General features: G+C 44.2%; 23 protein-coding genes. 13 read left to right on the top strand and 10 right to left on the bottom strand.

Translation table 11 applies throughout. The features are described from left to right. Positions 1-139 precede the first annotated feature (139 nt). Both AAAA78_RS09460 and AAAA78_RS09455 read right to left on the bottom strand, forming a co-directional pair. The gene (locus AAAA78_RS09460) at positions 140-514 is read right to left on the bottom strand and encodes a hypothetical protein (protein ID WP_340591723.1); all 375 of its coding nucleotides are present in this window, start codon (positions 512-514) and stop codon (positions 140-142) included. A gap of 169 nt (positions 515-683) precedes the next feature. Further along, complete coding sequence (locus tag AAAA78_RS09455) at positions 684-1,550, bottom strand: alpha/beta fold hydrolase (protein ID WP_340591721.1); 867 nt, start codon at positions 1,548-1,550, stop codon at positions 684-686. A gap of 167 nt (positions 1,551-1,717) precedes the next feature. On the opposite strand from AAAA78_RS09455, the gene AAAA78_RS09450 reads away from it, so the two are divergent. The 10 genes from AAAA78_RS09450 (at position 1,718) to AAAA78_RS09405 (ending at position 9,441) form a co-directional block, all read left to right on the top strand. Next, positions 1,718-2,272: a YceD family protein gene (locus AAAA78_RS09450; protein WP_295906123.1), complete on the top strand. Its 555-nt coding sequence runs from the start codon at positions 1,718-1,720 to the stop codon at positions 2,270-2,272. An 82-nt stretch (positions 2,273-2,354) separates the two neighbouring features. Then, positions 2,355-2,540: a 50S ribosomal protein L32 gene (gene rpmF, locus AAAA78_RS09445; protein ID WP_295906120.1), complete on the top strand. Its 186-nt coding sequence runs from the start codon at positions 2,355-2,357 to the stop codon at positions 2,538-2,540. Positions 2,541-2,572: 32 nt separating this feature from the next. Then, positions 2,573-3,559 carry a beta-ketoacyl-ACP synthase III gene (locus AAAA78_RS09440; RefSeq protein WP_340591719.1) on the top strand — a complete coding sequence of 329 codons (987 nt, stop codon included), beginning with the start codon at positions 2,573-2,575 and terminating at the stop codon, positions 3,557-3,559. Positions 3,560-3,562: 3 nt separating this feature from the next. Further along, entirely contained in the window at positions 3,563-4,537 is a 975-nt protein-coding gene (gene fabD / locus AAAA78_RS09435) for an ACP S-malonyltransferase (RefSeq protein WP_340591717.1), read from the top strand. 79 nt (positions 4,538-4,616) lie between these two features. After that, a complete protein-coding gene (fabG, locus tag AAAA78_RS09430; protein ID WP_340591716.1) occupies positions 4,617-5,366 on the top strand; it encodes a 3-oxoacyl-[acyl-carrier-protein] reductase in 750 nt (249 codons plus the stop codon). Between the two features lie 97 nt (positions 5,367-5,463). Then, positions 5,464-5,700, top strand: coding sequence for an acyl carrier protein (acpP, locus tag AAAA78_RS09425; RefSeq protein WP_041871683.1), 237 nt, complete (start codon positions 5,464-5,466; stop codon positions 5,698-5,700). Positions 5,701-5,706: 6 nt separating this feature from the next. Next, positions 5,707-6,975 (top strand): beta-ketoacyl-ACP synthase II, encoded by a 1,269-nt coding sequence (gene fabF / locus AAAA78_RS09420; protein WP_340591712.1) that lies wholly within the window; start codon positions 5,707-5,709, stop codon positions 6,973-6,975. 7 nt (positions 6,976-6,982) lie between these two features. Beyond that, positions 6,983-7,459 (top strand): RpiB/LacA/LacB family sugar-phosphate isomerase, encoded by a 477-nt coding sequence (locus AAAA78_RS09415; protein ID WP_340591710.1) that lies wholly within the window; start codon positions 6,983-6,985, stop codon positions 7,457-7,459. A gap of 60 nt (positions 7,460-7,519) precedes the next feature. Then, positions 7,520-8,767, top strand: a complete 1,248-nt coding sequence (gene glyA, locus AAAA78_RS09410) for a serine hydroxymethyltransferase (protein ID WP_340591708.1) — start codon at positions 7,520-7,522, stop codon at positions 8,765-8,767. Between the two features lie 101 nt (positions 8,768-8,868). After that, complete coding sequence (locus AAAA78_RS09405; RefSeq protein WP_340591706.1) at positions 8,869-9,441, top strand: M23 family metallopeptidase; 573 nt, start codon at positions 8,869-8,871, stop codon at positions 9,439-9,441. Between the two features lie 363 nt (positions 9,442-9,804). On the opposite strand, the gene AAAA78_RS09400 is transcribed toward AAAA78_RS09405, so the two are convergent. From AAAA78_RS09400 to AAAA78_RS09385, 4 genes are all read right to left on the bottom strand, one after another. Beyond that, complete coding sequence (locus AAAA78_RS09400; protein WP_340591705.1) at positions 9,805-10,230, bottom strand: hypothetical protein; 426 nt, start codon at positions 10,228-10,230, stop codon at positions 9,805-9,807. After that, positions 10,221-11,309, bottom strand: coding sequence for an RHS repeat domain-containing protein (locus tag AAAA78_RS09395; RefSeq protein WP_340591703.1), 1,089 nt, complete (start codon positions 11,307-11,309; stop codon positions 10,221-10,223). Before AAAA78_RS09395 ends, AAAA78_RS09400 begins: the two co-directional genes overlap by 10 nt. A 227-nt stretch (positions 11,310-11,536) precedes the next feature. Next, positions 11,537-13,450 (bottom strand): RHS repeat domain-containing protein, encoded by a 1,914-nt coding sequence (locus tag AAAA78_RS09390; RefSeq protein ID WP_340591702.1) that lies wholly within the window; start codon positions 13,448-13,450, stop codon positions 11,537-11,539. Between the two features lie 149 nt (positions 13,451-13,599). After that, complete coding sequence (locus tag AAAA78_RS09385) at positions 13,600-14,601, bottom strand: hypothetical protein (RefSeq protein ID WP_340591701.1); 1,002 nt, start codon at positions 14,599-14,601, stop codon at positions 13,600-13,602. Positions 14,602-15,046: 445 nt separating this feature from the next. On the opposite strand from AAAA78_RS09385, the gene AAAA78_RS09380 reads away from it, so the two are divergent. Next, positions 15,047-15,340 (top strand): hypothetical protein, encoded by a 294-nt coding sequence (locus AAAA78_RS09380; protein ID WP_340591700.1) that lies wholly within the window; start codon positions 15,047-15,049, stop codon positions 15,338-15,340. A 12-nt stretch (positions 15,341-15,352) separates the two neighbouring features. Here AAAA78_RS09380 and AAAA78_RS09375 read toward each other — a convergent pair whose 3' ends face one another. Beyond that, entirely contained in the window at positions 15,353-15,955 is a 603-nt protein-coding gene (locus AAAA78_RS09375; RefSeq protein ID WP_340591699.1) for a hypothetical protein, read from the bottom strand. Between the two features lie 246 nt (positions 15,956-16,201). Next, positions 16,202-16,792, bottom strand: coding sequence for a YceI family protein (locus tag AAAA78_RS09370; protein WP_340591696.1), 591 nt, complete (start codon positions 16,790-16,792; stop codon positions 16,202-16,204). 580 nt (positions 16,793-17,372) lie between these two features. Here AAAA78_RS09370 and AAAA78_RS09365 point away from each other — a divergent pair. Next, the gene (locus AAAA78_RS09365) at positions 17,373-18,509 is read left to right on the top strand and encodes a patatin-like phospholipase family protein (RefSeq protein ID WP_340591695.1); all 1,137 of its coding nucleotides are present in this window, start codon (positions 17,373-17,375) and stop codon (positions 18,507-18,509) included. On the opposite strand, the gene AAAA78_RS09360 is transcribed toward AAAA78_RS09365, so the two are convergent. Both AAAA78_RS09360 and AAAA78_RS09355 read right to left on the bottom strand, forming a co-directional pair. After that, positions 18,506-20,371, bottom strand: a complete 1,866-nt coding sequence (locus AAAA78_RS09360) for a potassium transporter Kup (RefSeq protein ID WP_340591693.1) — start codon at positions 20,369-20,371, stop codon at positions 18,506-18,508. The two genes, AAAA78_RS09365 and AAAA78_RS09360, sit on opposite strands and share 4 nt — an antisense overlap. A 284-nt stretch (positions 20,372-20,655) precedes the next feature. Then, complete coding sequence (locus AAAA78_RS09355; protein WP_340591691.1) at positions 20,656-21,249, bottom strand: NADPH-dependent FMN reductase; 594 nt, start codon at positions 21,247-21,249, stop codon at positions 20,656-20,658. Between the two features lie 76 nt (positions 21,250-21,325). On the opposite strand from AAAA78_RS09355, the gene AAAA78_RS09350 reads away from it, so the two are divergent. Beyond that, on the top strand, positions 21,326-22,012 hold the full coding sequence (locus tag AAAA78_RS09350) for a PilZ domain-containing protein (protein WP_340591689.1): 687 nt from the start codon (positions 21,326-21,328) through the stop codon (positions 22,010-22,012). The last annotated feature ends 55 nt before the right edge of the window (positions 22,013-22,067 follow it).

Genomic DNA, 22,067 nt, shown 5'->3' with positions numbered 1-22,067 from the left:
CACACGTCCTGAGATAACACCGCCTTTATTACAAGCCTTGTGCCGACATGAATTTTGCTCAAATGAAATTAAATGAATTTATAAGACTGTTTTAACACGGGGCCATGAAGTTTTCACAGCCCTCGCCAACAAACGACACTTATCTTCTTCCGACCACCTTAAGCACAACTTCGCAGCTGTCTTGGCTTTGATTCAGAATTGTATAAACTCCCGACTTTATAAACATATCACCTGTGTAAAGACGATGGCGGTCCCACGAATTCGTTTCTATATCCAGCTTGTTAAAACAATCGCGCGTCTGAACGTCTACAATAAACCTCTCACCTCGGTTTAGTTGAATATTGTTGATAGTACCTAAACCGAAATACAGCGTTTTCTTACAACCGTTCTTCAGTTCCTCCGATGTACACGCATCAAAAAGATCCTCCGTGTTTACAGATCGTGAGTCCGCCATTGCAGCCGCAGGGCCAAGAACAGCGACTAAAAGAAACAAAGACATGATTTTCTTTTTCATAAAAACTCCTTTGCTTTGCAGATTTATAAAGCAAAGGCAGAACCACTAAAAAGAGTCCTAAAAGCGCCTTATTTTAAAGATGAAAAAAATCCTACCGAGAGTCCGACAGTTGAGACTCCGCCCCTTCGGAAAGCTGCCGAAACTTCGGCAGCCCTAAAAACGTCTCATTTTAACTCGCTTTTCTAAAACCAAACTCGCGGGGAGATTGTTTTTGTTTTGCAGCCCAGTGGTGCTCCACTCTTTCGATGAATGTTAAAATGTTTTCTGCGATCTCTTCAGGTTGCTCAATCACAAGCGCATATCCTGCATGATGAATGGTTTTAAATTCTGCATTCGGAATAGCTTTAACCATACGTCGGTAAGCTTCCAAATTCGTAGGTGAATCTTCATCACCGGCAATCACCAAAACCGCACAGCTGATTTTTGAAAGGTCTTTTGTCACATCACTGCGATGATAGATTTGCGTGGCGGCATCCAGACTTTCTGGTTTTAGTTTTCCCAGATGATTGATCCATTTTTCCCTGCGAGTGACTTGAATTGGATCTTTCGTATTGCGGAACGTAGAACCAAACCACATTTCAGAAAAAGACTTCGCACTCGATTTCATTCCGTTTTTCTTTGCATTCGTGATGAACGTATCCATATCACGAACAGTCTCGTCACTTTCAGACTCTGCCGTGGCGCCCATCAACGTACAACTTTTTAAAAGATCCGAGCGATGAATCGCCAAATGCAAACCTACAAAAGAGCCAAGACAGTTTCCAACAAAATGACAAGGACCTAAATTTAATTTTTCAATTAAAGCGGCGACATCTTTGGCGGAATTTTCAAGGCTGGCACTCGGTGCACCTGCGGATTTTCCTAAACCACGATGATCATAAACAATGACTCTGTAATCATCAGAGAACATACGAATGAGAGGCTCATAAACTGAAGTGTCTGTATAAAGAAGTGGACTGAGTACAATTGCCGGAGCCTCTTTGGGACCGTGCTCTTCATAGTAGTATTCGGTACCGTTAACTTTGAGAGTTGCCATAACTACCCCCTTTTTGCTTCCAGCCCAAGACTACTCCCTCTAGAGGCTGTCACAAGGGAGCCCCGACCAAAACAGACCTTGACCAACCGCCCCATTTAAACTAAAACGATCTCCCCCACATATATCACTCTATTTAAGGTCCTTAGTGGGGTGTTTAGGAGTTTTTTATGAAAATCAATCTAACTGAAATTCCCGAAGAAGGCCGAGCGTATCACTGGAATTCACAGACAGCAGAGCTCAACTCCGTTTTAGCGGATCTGATTGGGAAAACTCCCCACGAAGCTGAGTTTTTTATTAAACCGTTGAATTCCAGAGACTTTGAACTTGTCGGAACAATGAAAACCAAGCTTCCTGAGCAATGCGCTCGTTGTGGGATTGATTTCGCATTCCCTGTGGATACAAAGTTCCATGAATTCCTGATCCCGAAACAAGATCACCCTCGCGGCAGTAAATATTCCAAGGTCAACCATGTGAGTGACCTTCCAGAGAACGGCCCTGACGTCTCTGAATATGAGGGAAATTTGTTTGATATTGGGGAATACCTTCATGAGGTCGTCGCTCTTGCTGCGCCTTTTAATCCAGCAGGCCCTGAAGATGAAAATGGCGACTGCTCAATTTGCAAGATTCCTGTGAAAGGACGCAGCTTTAGCTACGACGAGCAGATGCCTGAGGATAAGCCTCAGAATCCTTTCGCTGTTTTAAAGAATATCAAAATCAACTAACCCCAATTAAAGGGTTGATTTTTATCATTCTTTGGTTAAATTAACGTGCTTCGATTATAAATGACTCAAAAAGAGGTTTGAAATGCCAACTCCTAAGAAGAAAACATCTCGTGCTAAACGTGATATGCGCCGTTCACATGACGGTTTGTCTACTCCAGCAGTATCTGTAGAAAAAAAGACTGGCGAATTGACTCGTCCACACCGTGCACACAAAGGTGCTGACGGTGCTTTGTACTACAAAGGCAAACAAATCAGCGCAGCTAAGTAATCTCTTACAGAACGGTTGACTCCATGGCAGGAATGTTTCGGTCTCGTGTAGCAGGGATAGGCTCGTATCTACCAGAGAAGGTTCTCACGAACCAAGATCTCGAAAAAATGGTAGAGACGAGCGATCAGTGGATTGTTGAAAGAACTGGGATCGAACGCCGCCATATCGCAGCTGAAGGTGAAGCCACATCGGACCTTTGCCTTCAGGCTTCTCGCAGAGCTCTTGAAGACGCAGGATTAAAACCCGAAGACATCGATATGATTGTTGTTGGCACTGTTTCTGGCGACCGCCAGATGCCGTCGACAGCATGTTATCTGCAAAGCAAGCTTGGTTGCCGCAACATCGTTGCGTTTGATTTGAATGCCGCTTGCTCTGGTTTTATCTACGGTGTTTCTATCGCTGATCAATTCATCCGCACAGGAATGTATAAGAATGTTCTTGTTGTCGGCGCTGAAGTTCTTCATCGTTTCGTCAATTACCAAGATCGTGAAACTTGCATTTTGTTCGGTGACGCCGCCGGTGCGTGGGTTTTGTCCCGCGCTCAAGATGGCGACAAAAATGTTGTTGAAAGCACACATCTTCATGCCGATGGAGATCTTGCGGATCTTCTCACTCTGCCAGGTGGCGGAAGTGCGATGCCACAATCTCAATATGTCATCGACAATAAGTTGAATTATGTTTCTATGCGTGGCCGTGAGATTTTCAAAAACGCGGTTCGCACAATGGCTCTTTGTTGCAAAGAAGCCCTTGAACACAATCAAGTCTCACCTGAAAGCGTGGACTGGATTGTTCCTCATCAAGCCAACAAGCGCATTATTGAAGCTGTGGCTGATCAGTTTAAATTTCCAATGGAGCGTGTGATTGTGTACCTTCAGGAAACTGGTAACACATCGGCAGCTTCTATACCTGTGGCCTTCGACTGGGCCGTCAAAAATGGAAAAATCAAAAGAGGACAGACAATTTTGCTCACAGCATTTGGAGCTGGTCTGACTTCTGGCAGTATTCTTTTGAGGTACTAAAGCATGTTTACATTGGCATTCCCCGGACAAGGCAGCCAGCAACCTGGTATGGGCCGTTTTTTATTTGATAACTTCAAAATCGCTCAAGAAATCTTCGAAGAAGGTTCTGAGGCGCTAAAGCAAGACATGAAAAAACTCTGCTTCGAAGGTTCTGAAGCAGATCTTGCTCTGACTGAAAACACTCAACCGGCTCTTCTTCTTGTTTCTACAGCAACACAAAAAGTTTTACGCCACGATTTCGGTGTTAAAGCTGTTGCAGCTGCGGGTCACTCCATTGGTGAATATGCAGCTCTTGTTGCTGCTGACGTGATCCGCTTTGATGAAGCGATGAGAGCGGTTCGCACTCGTGGTCAAGCGATGCAATCAGCTGTTCCTGTCGGACAAGGCGGAATGGTGGCGGTTCTTGGATTAGAGCCCGATCAAGTTGAAACTCTTTGCAATTACGTTGTGAAGAATTCCGGTTTTGGTCCTTTGTCTCCGGCGAATTTTAATTCTCCAGGACAGATTGTTATTTCTGGTTCACAAAAAGCGATCAACTGGTTGAAAGACAATTTCAAACCAGAAGTGATCTTCACGGAAGCTCCAAAACGCGCAAAGCTGATCCCACTCACGGTTTCAGCGCCTTTCCATTGTGAAATGATGAAACCTGCCGAAGACAAAATGCGCATGGTCTTGACCGCGATGGAATTTAAAACAGCAGCCTTCCCGGTCATTCAAAACTTCCACGCAAAAGCGGAAACAGAAGGTTCTGTTTTGCGTGAAAACTTGATCCGTCAGGTTTCGGCTCCGGTTCGTTGGACTCAAAGCATGGAAGTTTTAAAAGCCATGGGTCACGCCAATGTGATCGAATGTGGCGCTGGAAAAGTGCTTCAAGGTCTGCTTAAAAAGATCGACGGTGATTTCTTCAAAGTCATGACTACAACAAGCATGGAAGATATTAAAACTATTGAAGAATTTTTGAAAGCTTCGAGTCATTGAAATTTCTTGAGCTTTGCTCGGAGTTCAGTCAGAGTGTGCTGAAAACAACACAAGGTTGCGCAGAAAAAGGATTTTGCACATGAGCGGAAAATCGCTTCAAGGAAAGAAAATTGTTGTCACTGGCGGAAGCCGCGGTATCGGCGCTGCCATCGTAAAGCTTTTAGCTGAAGAAGGCGCGCAAGTTGCTTTCACTTATTCCTCTCGCGAAGAAGCTGCTCAACAAGTCGCTCACTCTTTAACGGGTGAAGGTCACTTCTACATCAAAATGGATATCGCCAACGAAACTTCTGTAAATGAAGCTGTTGAGCACATCCTTGAAAAATGGCCTGAAGTGGACGGCGTTGTGAACAATGCCGGCATCACAAAAGACCAACTTCTTCTGCGCATGAAAGCGGAAGACTTTGATTCTGTTATCAACACAAACCTTCGCGGAACATTCTTAGTAACAAAAGCTTTCACAAAACCAATGATGAAAGCGCGCAAAGGTTCGATTGTTAATATTACTTCTATCATCGGCGAAACTGGAAACGCAGGACAAGCCAACTACGCAGCTTCGAAAGCAGGAACAATTGCTTTCGCGAAGTCTGTGGCGTTGGAACTGGCTTCTCGCAACGTGCGCGTGAATAACGTTGCTCCAGGTTTTATCGGCACTGAAATGACAGACATTCTTTCAGAAGACGTAAAAGCAAAAATGATGGAACGCATTCCTCTGGCAAAAATCGGCGAAGGCAACGACGTGGCGCAAGCGGTGCGTTTCCTTTTGAGTGATGAATCTAAATACATCACAGGCCACACGCTGGATGTGAATGGCGGAATGCATATGAATTAAAAGTTTTTTGCAGAATAAAGTTCTAATTTCGACTTTACTCGCAATGAGCTTACTAGACTTGAAGATTAAATTAGATGAACGCATATTAGGAGGACAAATGGCAATTCATCCAAAAGTAAAAGACATCATCGTTGAGCAATTAGGCGTAGATCCAGATAAAGTTAAGCCTGAGGCTTCTTTCATCGACGATCTTGGCGCTGACAGCCTTGATATCGTTGAACTTGTGATGGCAATGGAAGAAGAATTCGATCTTGAAATTCCAGACGAAGACGCTGAAAAGCTTAAGACTGTTCAAGACGTAGCTTCTTACCTTGAGAAAAAAGGAAAAGCTTAATTTTTTATGAACTCCCGATTTGAACGTCCATCAAAACCACAAAGAAGAGTTGTCGTCACTGGAGTGGGCGCAGTCACTCCCCTTGGTAACAACATTGAGGACAGCTGGACTGCTGCACTTCGTGGCCAATCTGGTATCGCGAAGATCACAAAATTCGACACAACAGGCTTTGATGTGACTTTTGCCGGTGAAGTGAAGGGCTTTAACCCTGATCTTTACATTGAGAAAAAAGAGCAAAAGAAGATGGATTTGTTTATTCACTACTCTATCGCTGCTTCTAAGATGGCTGTGGAAATGGCCAAACTAGAACTGACAGAGGATGTGAAAAATCAAGCGGGAGTTATTATTGGTGTGGGCATCGGAGGTCTCCAAACCCTCGAAGAAACATCAATCAAAATGAAAGAGAAAGGTCCTGGTCGCATCAGTCCTTTCTTTATTCCTTCTGTCATCACAAACTTGGCAGCGGGACAAGTTTCTATCGAGTTGGGACTTAAAGGTCCTAACTACTCTGTGACCTCAGCGTGTGCTTCGGGTGTGCACTCTATTGGTGATGCCGTTCGCTATATTCGCGAAGGTTTGACGGATGTGATGCTCGCTGGTGGCGCTGAGAGCACGGTGTGCGGACTTGCTGTTGGAGGATTCGCAGCGATGCGAGCCCTTTCTACTCGCAACGACGCTCCCGAAAAAGCCAGCCGTCCTTGGGATAAAGACCGTGATGGTTTTGTTCTTGGTGAAGGTGCTGCGGTTCTTTGCATTGAGTCTCTTGAGCACGCGGAAAAACGCGGCGCTAAAATTCTTTGTGAGATCACAGGCTATGGCGTTTCTTCAGACGCTTACCACATGACGTCCCCAGCTCCAGAAGGAGAAGGTGGATACAGAGCCATGGCTGCGGCTGTGAAAGACTCTGGATTGCAGGCATCTGAAATTCAATACATCAATGCTCACGGCACAAGCACTCCTGTGGGAGACGGCCTTGAGACAGCTGCGATCAAACGTCTTATGGGCGATCACGCGAAGAAAGTATGGGTTTCTAGTACGAAGTCCATGACGGGACACGCGTTGGGTGCCGCTGGTGCAATTGAGTCGGCTTTCTGTGTGATGGCCATTCGCGATCAAAAAGTGCCTCCAACAATCAATTTGGAAAATCCTAGCGAAGACTGTGATTTGGATTACGTTCCTAACAAAGCTCGTGAAGGAAAAATCGACAACGTTCTTAATAACAGTTTTGGATTCGGCGGCACAAACGCCTGCATGATTTTCTCAAAACTGAAATAGGTGAAACATGGTAGTTTACACAGGTTGTGATCACGCTGGGTTGGATTTAAAACTTAAAGTGATGGCAGCCTTCCCGGAACTTTCCTGGAAAGATGTGGGAACCCACAATGGAGACTCTGTAGATTACCCTGACTATGCCGATCAAGTTTGCAAAAACATTGTTCAAGCAGAACTTGAAAATCACAAAAACAAAATCGCAGACTCTTTAGAAGGACCCGCAATGGGAATCCTCATCTGTGGCTCAGGCCAAGGTATGGCTATTCGTGCAAATCGTTATCCACAAGTGCGTGCTGCGCTTTGCTGGAATGAGGATATTGCTCGTCTTTCACGTGAACATAATAATGCGAACATTTTAGTTTTAAGTGCTCGTTTTACTGCGCCCGATTTAGCAATCAAAATGATTAAAGTATTCCTTCAATCCAAATTTGAAGGCGGCCGCCACCAACGTCGTGTTGATAAACTCTCTAGCGACACTGGTTGTTGAGGCTTTTAATTTTCGCCTGTACGAGGGATACTTTAGACAGATTATCTAATGGAGATCCCTATGCATTCAACGTCATTGTCTTTAGCTCAAGTAGATCCTGAAGTTTTATCTGCGATTCAAAAAGAATCTGAGCGCCAACAATTCGGTCTAGAAATGATCGCTTCAGAAAACTACACGTCACGTGCCGTGATGGAAGCGCAAGGCTCTATTCTGACAAACAAGTATGCAGAAGGTTATCCTGGCAAACGCTATTACGGCGGTTGCGTGAATGTCGACACAGTCGAATCTTTAGCTATTGAGCGCGCAAAAAAACTTTTCGGAGTGGGCTTTGCCAACGTTCAACCTCACTCAGGCTCTCAAGCCAACATGGCGGTTTACTTAGCGGCTTGTAAGTCTGGCGACACGATTCTTGGAATGGATCTTTCTCATGGTGGTCACTTGACTCACGGTTCTCCTGTGAATTTCAGTGGTCTTTTGTTTAAAGCCGCTTCTTACAAGTTGGACGCGGAAACAGGACGCATCAATTATGATACAATCCGTGCGACGGCAAAAGAAGTTCAACCGAAATTAATCATCGCTGGTTACAGTGCTTATCCACGCACTTTGGATTTTGCGAAATTTAAAGAAATCGCTGATGAAGTGGGCGCACAGTTGCTAGTGGACATGGCGCACTTTGCAGGTCTTGTAGCGACAGGGCACCACCCGTCTCCAGTTCCTTATGCTGATTATATCACGACAACAACACACAAAACTTTGCGTGGTCCTCGTGGTGGCATGATCCTGACGAACTCTGAAGAAAAAGCGAAGACAATGAATTCGCGCATCTTCCCTGGCATTCAAGGGGGACCACTTGAGCATGTGATCGCGGGTAAAGCTGTGGCCTTCGGTGAAGCATTGAAACCAGAATTTAAAAAATACAGTGAACAAGTGATTCAGAATGCAAAAGTGTTAGCTGATGAAATGCTTTCTTTAGGTTTCAAACTTGTGACTGGTGGAACAGACAATCACTTAATCCTTGTGGATTTAAGCGATCGCGAAATCACAGGCAAGCTTGCGGAAGCTTCTTTGGATGAAGCGGGAATCACTGTGAATAAAAACACAGTGCCAAATGAAAAACGCTCACCGTTTGTCACAAGTGGTGTTCGTATTGGAACCCCGGCTTTGACCACAAGAGGAATGGGCACAACAGAGATGAAGCAAATTGCAAAATGGATCGCGCAAGTTCTCAATAATCCAGAGGATGTTGCGATGAAAGCGAAGATCCATGAAGATGTGAAGCAACTTTGCAAACACTTCCCCATTTATTAATGCTTAATAAGTAATCTCTTCTTGAGATTTTTTAAGAAATACACCGGGCTATTTTCAAAATATTGCTTTGGATCCAAGGACTTATTAAGTATACTCAAAGCATGTCACCAGGATGGAAGCAGCTCGTTAGTTTTGCAGGAAGCATTGTCGTTGTAGGAACATTAGGTTCCTGCACTACTTTTCATACACCTTTGTCTCGCGAATATTTTGCGGCGGGAAATCAGCCACCAAACTCCCCGCGCAACGCCGCCTCAGACCAAAGCCCCTATATTCAGCAACAGTTGACGTTTGACTGGCCGGTGGATCGCGCGCGCATGACTCGTGGATTCTTACCCAATAAAAAGCGTCCTCATTTAGGGATTGATCTAGCAGCTCCTAAAGGCACGCCTATTTTGGCAGCCCAAGGCGGTACTGTGATCTATGCAGGTCGTGAGTTCCGTGGTTACGGAAAAATGGTTCTGGTGGAGTCTGGTGACGGCTGGGCGACTCTCTATGCGCACTTTGATAAGATCTTAGTAGCAGAAGGACAAAAAGTCCGCCAAGGCGAAGTGATCGGCGCCATGGGCCGCACCGGAAGAGCTACCGGCGTTCACCTGCACTTCGAAATCCGCAAAGACCGAGGACCGATTGATCCTCTTCCGCTTTTGCCTCACTCGGCGACTGCGGGTTTATAGAGTTTATCTGTGCTAATGCTTGCAAAGCATTAGCGGTATCAACGAGTTTTCGGAACCTTTAGCACGTGATAAAAAGCACAATAAGGTCAATTATTCCTATACATAAAAAAACTCTAAATCTCATTCGAAGCCTGGATGACGCTACAAGATTTGCGTTAGGCTCACCTACTTTCAATTGAGTATTGGCTTTCCTAGAAAGGCTTCTTACCTCGAGCGCAGCCGGGATAAGAAAAGAAAACGATATAATCGTAATAAAAAGGAGAAAAATGTAAACTACGTTCATTGCAAATTTCTTTCATTAAAATTACGGACCTGCAACGTCGGAGCCAACGGAAATTCTCTCGCATCAACTGTGCGATAAATTTATTCTTCACTCCGACTAAATATTTCTGGATTCAGTCCATCCAAACTACCTTCAATTCCTCTATCAAGTTGAACTTCGATCTCAAGTCCCTGCGACAAGTCTGGCTCTAACTTAATAAAGTATTTATCGCCTTGAAAGAATAAATACCAAGCCTTGGAAGCTGGACCAATAATGGTCATAACAGTTCCTACTGGCACTTCCGTTTGAAATGCTACGAAGGATTTTTCTACGTACTTTTCCGCATGAAGATATGCCTTCGCTGTGTCTTTGCTAAGTGTTTTATTATTATGACTGTTATACACACCCATCAAATAAACTGGTTTAATGATTTTATACTTTTGCCCTGCCTTAAGATCTTCTGCGTAACTCCTACTGAAGAGGAAAAACACAATCATTATGAGGTTTATTTTTTTCATCATTTGCATATAGGCTCCGGTTGGCTAGCTAATCCTTGGGTACGGTTAATTTCCAGACCTATAGAATACACATATGCCGGGATCATTGAAGGAATATTGGCTAGCCAGTCGGGCACTCCTTTTGAGGTCGCCCAATCTACAAACGTGTCATGACTTTGGCCAAATGTATAACCCGCAGGTATATACCTCTCAATGGCTTCGCTTATTATACCCCCTGGCGGCACGATCGTACCGGGCCGCCCAACAGCGCCCGGAGTTTGCCAATCTTGGCGAAACCAATAAAGACCACTTGGGTCGATTAAGTTGATGGGATCATTGACAACGTATCCATAAAGATTCGCATCCCCACCTCTGAAAAGAATCGGATCTTTGTTCGTCCAACGCCCAATAGATGGATCATAATCACGAGCACCAAAACGTACTAATCCTGTATCTCGATCATTTACTCCGCCAGCGAAACCAAAAGGAAGATAAGCGCTATGTTTTCCATCTAATGAAATACCGAACTCGTCATAATTTAATGACTCAACGATTTTTCCTGTTGCCGCTTCGACAATTACTTTCGGTGTTCCGACTTGGTCGGAGATAATACGATACTCTTTGCCCCCAGTTACAACATAATCAGGAGTATTGAATTTTGATCCGTACACGAAACGGCGAATGATTTTGCCAGCTCCATCGGTTTCGGCATCGATTTGATATTGAGATTGAAATATAAATCCCTGAATAAGTTTTCCGTTTATCTTTTTACCAATTCGGCGATTTTGGCCGTCGATAACATATTCAATTAAACGTCCGTCAGGCAGCTTTACGGCGCGAAGATTTCCCACAGAATCATATTCGTACTCAGTGATTCTTGGTTGTTGCGACGGTGAAACGTATTCTTCAACTTTGGAGAGATTTCCGAATTTAGAATAGACGTATTTATTCTGACCATAGGAAATTAAACGATCTTGATCATCGTATTCGCCTTTAATAGCAACCGAACCAGATTTAAAACTTAAACGGTTGCCGTTATCATAAATGACTTTATCAAATTTGCCGAATATTTTTGGCACGCTATAGTTTGAAATCCGGGAGCCATCCAAGTCGCGCCCCAACAGAGTAGGCCAAAGCAAACAACAAAAAAGCGCAACAGAACAGCCCAAGGCCTAACCAAAAAAGAACAAATCTGCGCATTCCAGGCGTGGACTTGGGATTATTCCTGTCATTTAAGACAATTTTGAAAGTATTTAATATTGGCTTGAATCCGAAGATACAAGCCAATATTAAGACGACTACTATAGTTATGTCTTTCGTACTCATTAATATGACTCTACCTGCAAGCGCCGACTCCCTCAATAGTTGTTCCAATTGCAGTACCAGTTAGTAGCGATGCCCAGAATTCATTGGTTCGTGCAAGACCAAGCCCGATGCTTCGCCCAATGACCGGCGTACCGTAAAATGCGGCTGTTCCAACCCCCAATCCGACGCCTGCTCCAATTCCACCAGCCAGAGCACCTATACCAATCTGGGAATAATTCAGGGCGCTAAGCGAGGTCCCTGTTGCGATCTGATTTACTACACTAGCGCTACCCCCAATTACCGCATTCGCAGCAATTGCAGCTGTCGCTGATGAGGTGAATGCACTTACCCCCATGGATGCGGCTCCAGCAACAGCTCCCACCGCAGCAGAAACCGCGATTGTTTTCACGTCACCGCCAGCTAAATAAGCTGACACTCCGGAGGCCACACCGCCTACAACCGCGCCTATACACCAAGGACAATTCCCAGTTGGGTCAATATAGCTCACAGGGTTATTGGCAACATACCCATACAAATTCGTATCTCCGCCATTAAATCCGATAGGATCTTTATTTGTCCACCTTCCAACGATAGGAGAGTAATCACGAGCGCCAAAGCGTACTAACCCGGTGTCGCTATCATTTACTCCGCCCGCAAAACCAAAAGGAAGATAAGCGCTATGTTTTCCATTTAAAGAAACACCGAACTCGTCATAATTTAATGACTCAATGATTTTTCCTGTTGCCGCTTCGACAATTACTTTCGGTGTTCCGACTTGGTCGGAGATAATACGATACTCTTTGCCCCCAGTTACAACATAATCAGGAATATTGAGTTTTGATCCGTATACAAAACGTCGGATGATTTTGCCAGATCCGTCGGTTTCGGCAGCGATTTGATATTGAGATTGAAATATAAATCCTTGAACAAGTTTTCCGTTTATTTTTTTCCCAATTCGGCGATTTTGGCCGTCGATAATGTATTCGATTAAACGTCCGTCAGGTAACTTTACAGCGCGAAGATTTCCCATGGAGTCATAGTCGTACTCGGTGATTCTTGGTTGTTGCGACGGTGAAACATATTCTTCAACTTTTGCGAGATTTCCGAATTTAGAATAAGTGTACTTATTCTGACCATAGAAAATTAAACGATCTTGATCATCGTATTCGCCTTTAATAGCAACCGACCCAGACTTAAAGCTTAAGCGATTGCCATTATCATCGTAGGAGTATTCGCGAATGCCGTTGCTACTTTGAACTGCAACTAGTCTTCCTAATTTATCGTAGCTATAATTCAATTTTTGAGATGGATATGATGAGACTGTTGTCGAAATTCTTCCGAGAGGATCTCTAGAATAGGTTAAATTTGCAATGGTCTTTCCATTTACTGAATAAGCATCGCTAACGACATATCCATTTAAGTTGTATTGCGTTTGTCCTTTAATTACGCCATGAGATGAGCCTTGAACTCGCCCAACTGTATCCAAGGCGAAAGAAATACTTCCTACTTTTATCGGAAGACCGTCGAGATCATAGCCAAGAGCATATGAAAAAAGCTTTCCATCCGCCCCTGCTACATCAATACTGGCCAAGGTCGCATCTGCATTATATTTATAACGTAGAGAAGATGATACAGGGCCTTGCGTATCCACAGCCACTGGCAACTTCCAAAGATATGAATAGTTTATTCTAACGCCATCGGAAGTTACCAGAGAGCTTATTAAGTTCGTCGGTTTCTTATTTTCATTCACGGCGTAAGCAATTCCAACTGTAGCATGACTATTTTTAACTTCAAACAATCTGGACTCTTGAGCTCCATATTTGTAAGAAGTTGCTGAGATACCACCAATCAAAATTTCCGAAACTCGATCTTCATTATCATAGCGATATTCAATGCCGTTATTTAATTGCTCCGACAACGGAGGATAATAAGCGCCAAAAAGCACAACACCTTCATTTTGAACTCCAAACTTTTGCTAGTTTATAAGAGTTTTGATAAGGACAGTAAATAAATGAATAAGTGTTTGTAAGAAAAATAATAAAAAACCCACAGCTTTTAACTGTGGGTTTTTGAATTTGCATTTGTATCTGCAGATTAGAACAAGTTGATGTTCGTAGACAATGCAACGTTTGTTCTGTCAGCTCTGATATCAAGCGGAGTGAACTGAACGTTTGGATACAAGTAGATGTCACGAGTTACAGAGATACCTACGCCCATAGATTGGTAAGGTGTTTGTGACTCAACTTGACCAGCAGGCAATGCACCTGGTTGACCATCTTTGTAGTGAACAGCTTCGAAGTAACCGAATACAGTTCTGAAAGAGTAGGTGTCGTTGAAAGAGTACTCAGCAAATGGGTAGATACCATAGCCGTAGTCATCTTGCTGCCAACCGTTTTGAACACCGATATCTGGAGTATCAGCGCTGTAAAGTGAGTAGTAGAAAGAGAATGCCAAACCACCGGACCAATTAGAAGTACCGAAGTCAGCCAAAACAGTTTGATCCAAGCTGATAGAGCCAAGAGCTGCTGTATTTTGGATTGAATCTGGGTCAGTCACGTGAGTGTAACCAGCAGAGCTGATCATTTGAAGGCCAGCAGCTTTATAAGCGCGGCTCCAGTCAACAGATGGGTTGCTTACGTAGTAACGGTCAACCTTTTTACCAGCTTTAGCTTTACGAGGATCCGCAAAGTCAGAACGGCCAGTTTCATCGTGGAATGGATTTCTCATCGCAACACCAGTGCTCAAAGAAAGGCTGTCTCTGTCATTCATACGGTAGTTGATACCGATAGAACCAGAAAGAGTTGTCAAAGCTTCTGCAGAAGCAGATGCACGGTAGTTAGGACGGATTCTTTCGAATGGTTTTTGAACAGATCCACCGTTGTAAGCAAGAGCAGATTTGAAAGACCATTTAGACTTAGAACCCAATTGTGCTCTCATACGAGCATTCGTGATCTCTTCGTCGATGTCTTTTCTTTGCTCATCTTTGTTTTGAACATCAGTCACTTTAATAGTGCTTGTGTTTGAGCTTTGGTTTTGAGCTTGCTCTTCAGCGTGAGCCGCTACAGTAACCATTGATCCCGCCAAAATCAGTGACATTAGAACTTGTTTTTTCACTGGTTTCCCTTTCCTTCGTGGTTATTTATTTATGTTTTCCTTAAACTATTTAAGTTTCTTCAATTCAAATTCAAATTCAAATACGTTCCATCATTTCGGAGACCTGAATACCTTCAGTTCCGAAAAGGGTCAACTTGGTCCCAATTTGGAGCCACCGATCCCTAATGAGCAAGTAAGGTGCCATGACTTTGGTCCCGTTTCAACACCATTTCTTAACGAAATCCTAAAATGTTCCGCGGTTATATTCGATTTAAAGGCGTTTTGGCGTCATTTATTTCAATGCGGACATATGGGATAAAGAAGTTGTTCTGTGGAAATCACAATCGCTGATGAAAATTATTCACCTTCTCCGGCCGGCTTCCGGACGTGCAAATCTACAAGTTGCACTGGTTCTGAGGTCTCCGAATACTGTTTTGAGGAGGTCCTTATGATTGACCCGCACAGTCAGCTTTATCAGGAACGCGACTTTCTTCATGATGTAGGGGTCTCATTAAATGCGGCTCTCTTTATCGTCGATCGCCTGATTGAAGAAATCAAAGAAGAGGAAGGACGCTTGGAAACGGATGCGGAAATCGAAAAGCTCTTTCATCACCTGGCGGGCTATTTAGTCAAAGTCGATAAACTTGTGAAGACTCGTCACACACATTTAGCGGAAGTTTTAGATGAAGAGATAAAAAAAGAAAAGGAGAGTCAACGCAACTCTCCTTCCCGTCAGTTATAAAATTTAAATCATTTATTTAATTCCAGAGCTTGTCGAATTCCCGCTGGAGTTCAAGAACCCCACCATACCGCGCGGATCCATGGAGTCTGAGCCCATCAATGGTAAAGCTTTCTCTGGAGTGAACCATTGATAGCGATCTCCATCAGCCGCTCTTTCGTCGAAATACTTTCTGACACCTTCTTGAATGACCATTTGATTGTTTTTATAGATTTCCATGGCAGCGTAATAAGGTTGGCAGTCGACAGTTCCGCACATCGCATGAAATACAACAGTAAAGCCTGCGACATCGACACGCCCTTCAACAGTCTCAGTTCCCCAGTGATGAGTCGTCACGGGCATCTCTTGATTATTAATGAGAATCTTTGCCATCACCACGCGAGGACCCGGTTGTCCTTCGGGAGTGAAGTATCTTTGAATATCTACAACGTCAGCCAAAAGACCTTGAGCTTCAGCGCGCTCACCGGCTTCCTGGGTTTTGGCTCCGTCAGCCACACTGGCGCCCATTTTATTTTTCGCGTAACGAGCCGCAAACTCAGAGTCCTTTTTAGCACAAGCACTCATTGTCATAGCAGCTGTAGCAAGCAGAGCGATAAATAAAAATTTAAAGTTTTTCATAGGGCACTCCTCATTCAACGAAGTGAAATGCAAAGCCTTCGCCAGAGGAAGAACACGGTTAAGCACTCGAGACTACAAATGAATCTCATCTTGAGACAAACTCATTTAAAGAGATAACAAAGAAAAAAGACATTTTTGGGAAAAGTTCGAACAGACTTTCGACATTAATTCTAAGAGAGAAAACAGATGCACAAAATAAAAAAGGCGCCGGGAGTCAGCGCCTTTCGTTTTCATTGAAAGAAAAAACTATTTCTTAGCAACAAGTTTCAAATTCAATTCAAACTCGTCGTTGATGATCTTGTCACCAGCAAGTTCTTTAAAGAAGTTGCCAGAACCATATTTAAGACCCCACTTCGTACGATCAATTTTCACAAGAGCTTCACCAGTGGCAATTCCCTTATCAACAGTAAACTTCACAGGGAATTCGATAGGATTTGTTTTACCGATCATCGTCAATTCACCTTTTACAACAGCTTCTGTCTTAGACTTCGCAGTCACATTAGTGATCTTAAAAGAAGCCGTAGGGAATTTTGTGACGCTAAAGAAATCATCACTAGAAAGATGACCAACAAGTTTCTTCTGATAGTCAGGACTGTCTTTCAAATCATCATTAGTCACAGTCGTCATATCAATAACAACATTACCACCCGTCAATTGCCCTTTATTGAAAGTAACATCCCCATCCTTAACAGAGATCCCACCATGATGAGAACTCCCCATCTTCTTAGACCCCTTCCAAGCCACAGAACTAGCCTTAGCATCAATCTTATAAACATCAGCAGCATGAACAGAACCAGCCACCACCAAAACAAGAGCACCCAAAACAAACTTCATCATCGTAAAACTCTCCTTCAAAAGTTACATCCATGAACAAACAAACTATTTCGCAATTGATTAACAAGATCAACTTTTGACAAAAAGAATTAAACTTAGATCCATAAACCACTCTCAAAAAGCTTTCATCACCAAGACCAAAGAAACAAAAAAACTAAAAACAAACCGATCAAAAGAATCAAACAAAAGGCGAAAGCTCTTTTGTCCCCCTCCTTACGTGGACGTCGTCTTTCAAAGTTGGTTATGTACTTACCTGCGGAGTGAGACCTCCGGCCCCGCAGGATGCGGTATTCCAGGCCGGCGAGCGCCGGACGCGCGAGTCTCACGCAGCGGGTAAGTACATAACCAACTTTGAAAGCAACCGAGAACCAACGAAAGAAGAAAGGGGATAAAATAGAAGAGAGCCGCTCGGGCTCCCTTTGACGAAGCAGGTTTTCCTTCAATGGAATCAATAATCGAGTGAATGATTATTGTGGCTTCGTTTCATCTTCATTATCTCCCCTTTGTATTTTTCTACAAGTCTAGAAATCACTGTTAAAAAGAACACGAACATATTAGTGTTTTAACAAGGGGGTGAAAGAAGATGTCGTCCCTAAGTCTTGTCTTATCTGGTGGCGGAGCGCGCGCGGCTTATCAAGCGGGCGCGATGGTCGCCATTGCAGATATCTGTGATGATCTGGGAATCGCCCATCCATTTACGTACTACACCGGAATCAGTGCCGGTGCCATTAATACAGCGATGCTCGCTGCGACCGAAGGTTGTCATATCGCAGAGGGTAGTAAAAAACTTGCGGATCTTTGGAGTCGTGTCAACTCGGAGCAAGTTTACATCACAGATCCAGTTTCACTTTCCGTTGGTGGCTTGCAATGGATTGCCGATCTTTCTTTGGGGGGATTGATGAAGCCAACGCCGCGAAAATCTCTTTTAGATCCGAGTCCTCTTAAAAAACTTGTTCACGATAATTGTCATTTTGAAAACATACAAAAAAATATTCATGATGGAAAATTTAAAGCCGTTGCGGTTTCCGCTTTGGAATATTTCTCCACCTCTACGGTGACTTTTATTCAAGGTGGAAATGAAATTCCGATGTGGCAAAGAGTGCGAAGACAATCTGAAAGAAGTGATATCAAGATTGATCATGTTCTGGCTTCTGCGGCGATTCCACTGCTGTTTCCACCTATTCAAATTGGCGACCGTCATTTTGGCGATGGCAGTATTCGCAATCAGTCGCCCTGCGGGCCTGCGATTTTTATGGGGGCAAACAAACTTATCGCCATCGGAGTCAGAAAGCGACAAGATGTCTGCTTTACTTCTCGCCATCTCAATGAAAACAAGCCTCCGTCCGTGGGACGTGTTGTGAGCGTCCTTTTGCACACCTTGATGATGGATGGTCTTGAGATTGACATTGAAAGACTGGATCGCATCAATGCGAATATCGCAAAGCTCTCTGAAAACGAAAGACGCAATCTTTCAGTTCGTTCTATTGAATATTTATGGATTTCGCCATCGCGGGATATTTCCGAAATTGCGTCTCACCACGTGCGACGTTTGCCGGGAATGATTCGCTATCTTTTGCGTGGCTTTGGATCTCTTCAAGAGACCACCGAAGTCGCCAGTTTTCTTTTATTTGATCCGGCTTATTGCGGGCAATTGATTGAGCTTGGTTTTGAAGATGCGATGCGATCAAAAGACGATATCACTCGCCTTTTGACGTCTTAGATTTCAACTTGAATACCCACTTCAATCACTTGATTCGGAGGAATACGGAAGAACGCCGTTGGTCTTTGCGCATTTTTCGACATCACGGCAAAAAGACGCTCGCGCCAATGCGACATCCCCGGTTCATCACTGTTGTTCGGGCCTTTATCGGCGATGATTGTTTCACGGCCTAACACAAAAGTCGTATCGTGCACGTTGAAATTAATGTCTTTTTGTCGGCACGCCTCAAGAATGTGTTTCATCTTCGGCGTCTCCATAAATCCGTAGTACGCAAGAATGCGGTACATATTCGGAATGACTTCCTGAATGGAGATGCGATCTTTTTTCGTCACAAAAGGAACTTCGCGCGTTTGAATCGTAAGAATCGCCACACGCTGATGCAGAACCTTGTTGTGTTTTAAATTGTGAAGCAACGGCACTGGCACACCCCAAGGATCTCCGGTCATATAGATCGCCGTTCCTGGAGCGCGCAGAGGCGGCTCACGCAAAATTTTCTGACAGAACTCTTCAATCGGCATGGAGCGTTCTTTCAAACGGCGGAATAAAACCTGACGGCCTTTTTGCCATGTCGTCATCAAAAGATAAATGATTGCACCAATCACGAGCGGCACCCAGCCACCGTGTGTGATCTTACGAGCATTGGCTCCGAAGAAAGCCATGTCCATAATCAAGAAAGCGCCAAAGATAGAAGAAGCTTTTAGGAGGCTCCAATTCCATTTTTGTCGGGCGACTTCGTAAGCAAGAACTGTCGTGATGACCATTGTTCCCGTCACGGCGATACCGTAAGCTGCCGCCAAGTTGCTGGAAGTTTTAAATGTTAAGACAAGCCAGATAACACCCGCAAAAAGAGCCCAGTTCACGGCAGGCACATAGATCTGACCGATTTCCTGACTTGAAGTGTGAATGATTGAAATACGCGGACAGAAACCCAATTGAATGGCCTGGCGAGTGATTGAAAATACGCCCGAGATCAAAGCCTGCGAAGCGATCACGGTAGCTAACGTCGCTAAGATAACCATCGGAAGAAGCGCCCACTTTGGAGCGAGAAGGTAAAACGGATTTGAAACCGCATCCGGATGATTGAGGAGCAAAGCACCTTGACCGAAATAATTTAAAGTCAAAGCTGGAAGCGCAATTGTGAACCACGCCAAACGGATCGGTCTTTTTCCAAAGTGTCCCATGTCAGCGTAAAGGGCCTCACCACCTGTTACGACTAGGAACACAGAACCAAGAACGATAAAGCCATGCCAGCCATTGCGGAAGAAGAATTCAAACGCATGGTGCGGAAGAAGAGCTTCAAAGATGTGAAGATTTTCAGACATGCCGTTGATGCCTAAAGCCCCGAGGGCAACGAACCAGATCAGAAGGATGGGGCCGAAGATCACACCAATACGACCCGTGCCGTATTTTTGCATCAAGAACAGGGCATTCATCACGAAGATGGTTAAAGGAATGACGAAGGATTCTAAATTGGGCGCGACAAGAGAGAGACCTTCCATCGCAGATAAAACCGAAACGGCGGGAGTGATAATTCCGTCTCCGTATAAAAGAGCCGCACCGAAAAGTCCTAAGATGGTCATGATCCAACGACGATGAGTGACGTCTTTATTGTGCTGACTGCGAACAGCAAGAGCCATCAAAGAGAGAATTCCTCCCTCCCCTTTATTGTCTGCTCTCATCACGAACGCCATGTACTTGATGCAAATCACGGTGATAAGAGTCCAGAAAATCAGAGAAAGAATTCCGATCACGTTTTCCGGCGTGGGTGCGAGACCGTATTCTCCAAAGCACTCACGAAGGGCGTATAGAGGACTCGTTCCGATGTCCCCAAAGACCACACCAAGAGCCCCCAGCGAGAGCATTAAAATATTTGCATTCTTATTATGGCCCGGTTTTTCGATGACACAAACCCCGTCTAAATTTTCGCAATAAGCCCTGAGTCTAGAGCGGAACCAGACGCTTGTCAGTAGGTGCTCATTAAAAATGACGCACAATCCCTCATTACAAGAAGTTTAGTTGCCTTCATTTTGAGCGGTTTGAGATCATAGAACTACTATGACACCGATATTTCGTTCTAAATGGTTACTAGCAGCCCTTCTAATCCTAGGATTAATTTATTTTGAGGGCCGCGTTCACGATAAGATGGTTAACCGCGAGCCGACGGCTGCTTCTTTTGCTCGATAACCGCGTTAGCATCAATCTTAAATGAACTTAAAGCCTGCGTGAACTTTTGGAAGCCCTCGGCTTGTTTGACCAAAAGCTGCTTAATCATGTCGTCCTGCACCTGTCCGTCAGCACTTAGTACTTTATGCACATTCATAATGAAAACGCGCTCTGGATAGATAAAGGAATTTCTGTATCCGAAAACTTGCTGCAGATGTTCCACTGGGCGAAGAGCACCAAACATTCCGCCAAGACCTACGAAACATACCGGACGAAATTCAAAAGACTCGGGATAACGCCAGTGATCGATAAAGTACTTAAGAACGCCCGGCATAGAGCCATTGTACTCGGGACAAACAACAATCAAACCTTCGCTCTTTGCGATCTTTTCCAGATACGGCTTTAAACTTTCGCTGGTTTTTCCGTATTGCATGTCATCGTGAAGATCTTTTTTCATCACTTTAAGATCCATGATCTCGACATCTTCACCCAAGTTTTTGTAGATGGCTTGGATGTATTTTGAAACTTTCAGAGTGTTCGAATCAGGGCGATCTGTTCCAGCGATAATGTACTTCATGAATTAATTCTCCTAGACAAAGTGATATACCTTTCGCTGTAATAAAACACAAGAGTCAACTGCGAGGAGCACGTTCGTGGCGCATCCAAAGATTTGGTTTATTCTCAGCGAAGGTCAAGTAACGGGACCTTACGATCATGAAGAGATCGAAGCACGTTTAAATTCTGCAAAGGAACCGCAGATCTGGGGGCGTGGTCAATCTGAATGGATGACTCCTTCGCGCTGGAGACAATCTCTTAAAGAAGCGTTCCAAATCACACCTCCGTCAGCGGAATCCCAAGGCATTTGGAAAATGCGCATTGAGGGGCAAGAAAAAAGCCCGATGAAGTATTCAGATATGATTGCTCATCTTAAGACCCTTAAAGATTACTCTGCAGTGGATCTTCTCCCTGAAGGCAGTTCTTCTTGGAAAGAGGTTTATGCCATCCCACGTGTTGTGGAAGATTTGGGCATCAGTCGTCGATCCCATCCGCGCGTCCCAATCGTTGGAACCTTGAAATGTGAAAGCGACAAAGGTGAATTCACTTGCCGCGTGATTTCTATTAGCGAAGGCGGCTTGGGTGTCAATGATGCGCGCAACCTGCAAATTGGTGAGCGTTTCGAATCCACTCTGACCAGTCCGAATTTATTTGTCACCATCACGGCCACTTGTGAGGTCGTCTATGTGGGAAATGATGGATATGCGGGTCTTCGTTTTGTTGGACTTCCTACAGAGTTTAAAAGTTCCATCATTGAGTACGTGAATAAATTTGCCACCACTTAGTGATATTTCACACGCAAGTTCGTGTGGTTTTCTAAATCAGGGTATGGTGTTCTTA

Source organism: Bdellovibrio sp. BCCA (genome assembly GCF_037996825.1).
Lineage (GTDB): Bacteria > Bdellovibrionota > Bdellovibrionia > Bdellovibrionales > Bdellovibrionaceae > Bdellovibrio.
The sequence above is the reverse complement of the archived record's forward strand: the minus strand, read 5'-3'. Positions and strand labels throughout refer to the sequence as shown.

Coding starts and splice junctions, on each gene's coding strand:
- AAAA78_RS09460 (WP_340591723.1), bottom strand. CDS start 514: ATGAAAAAGAAAATCATGTCTTTGTTTCTTTTAGTCGCTGTTCTTGGC.
- AAAA78_RS09455 (WP_340591721.1), bottom strand. CDS start 1,550: ATGGCAACTCTCAAAGTTAACGGTACCGAATACTACTATGAAGAGCAC.
- AAAA78_RS09450 (WP_295906123.1), top strand. CDS start 1,718: ATGAAAATCAATCTAACTGAAATTCCCGAAGAAGGCCGAGCGTATCAC.
- rpmF (WP_295906120.1), top strand. CDS start 2,355: ATGCCAACTCCTAAGAAGAAAACATCTCGTGCTAAACGTGATATGCGC.
- AAAA78_RS09440 (WP_340591719.1), top strand. CDS start 2,573: ATGTTTCGGTCTCGTGTAGCAGGGATAGGCTCGTATCTACCAGAGAAG.
- fabD (WP_340591717.1), top strand. CDS start 3,563: ATGTTTACATTGGCATTCCCCGGACAAGGCAGCCAGCAACCTGGTATG.
- fabG (WP_340591716.1), top strand. CDS start 4,617: ATGAGCGGAAAATCGCTTCAAGGAAAGAAAATTGTTGTCACTGGCGGA.
- acpP (WP_041871683.1), top strand. CDS start 5,464: ATGGCAATTCATCCAAAAGTAAAAGACATCATCGTTGAGCAATTAGGC.
- fabF (WP_340591712.1), top strand. CDS start 5,707: ATGAACTCCCGATTTGAACGTCCATCAAAACCACAAAGAAGAGTTGTC.
- AAAA78_RS09415 (WP_340591710.1), top strand. CDS start 6,983: ATGGTAGTTTACACAGGTTGTGATCACGCTGGGTTGGATTTAAAACTT.
- glyA (WP_340591708.1), top strand. CDS start 7,520: ATGCATTCAACGTCATTGTCTTTAGCTCAAGTAGATCCTGAAGTTTTA.
- AAAA78_RS09405 (WP_340591706.1), top strand. CDS start 8,869: ATGTCACCAGGATGGAAGCAGCTCGTTAGTTTTGCAGGAAGCATTGTC.
- AAAA78_RS09400 (WP_340591705.1), bottom strand. CDS start 10,230: ATGCAAATGATGAAAAAAATAAACCTCATAATGATTGTGTTTTTCCTC.
- AAAA78_RS09385 (WP_340591701.1), bottom strand. CDS start 14,601: ATGTCACTGATTTTGGCGGGATCAATGGTTACTGTAGCGGCTCACGCT.
- AAAA78_RS09380 (WP_340591700.1), top strand. CDS start 15,047: ATGATTGACCCGCACAGTCAGCTTTATCAGGAACGCGACTTTCTTCAT.
- AAAA78_RS09375 (WP_340591699.1), bottom strand. CDS start 15,955: ATGAAAAACTTTAAATTTTTATTTATCGCTCTGCTTGCTACAGCTGCT.
- AAAA78_RS09370 (WP_340591696.1), bottom strand. CDS start 16,792: ATGATGAAGTTTGTTTTGGGTGCTCTTGTTTTGGTGGTGGCTGGTTCT.
- AAAA78_RS09365 (WP_340591695.1), top strand. CDS start 17,373: ATGTCGTCCCTAAGTCTTGTCTTATCTGGTGGCGGAGCGCGCGCGGCT.
- AAAA78_RS09360 (WP_340591693.1), bottom strand. CDS start 20,371: ATGCTCTCGCTGGGGGCTCTTGGTGTGGTCTTTGGGGACATCGGAACG.
- AAAA78_RS09355 (WP_340591691.1), bottom strand. CDS start 21,249: ATGAAGTACATTATCGCTGGAACAGATCGCCCTGATTCGAACACTCTG.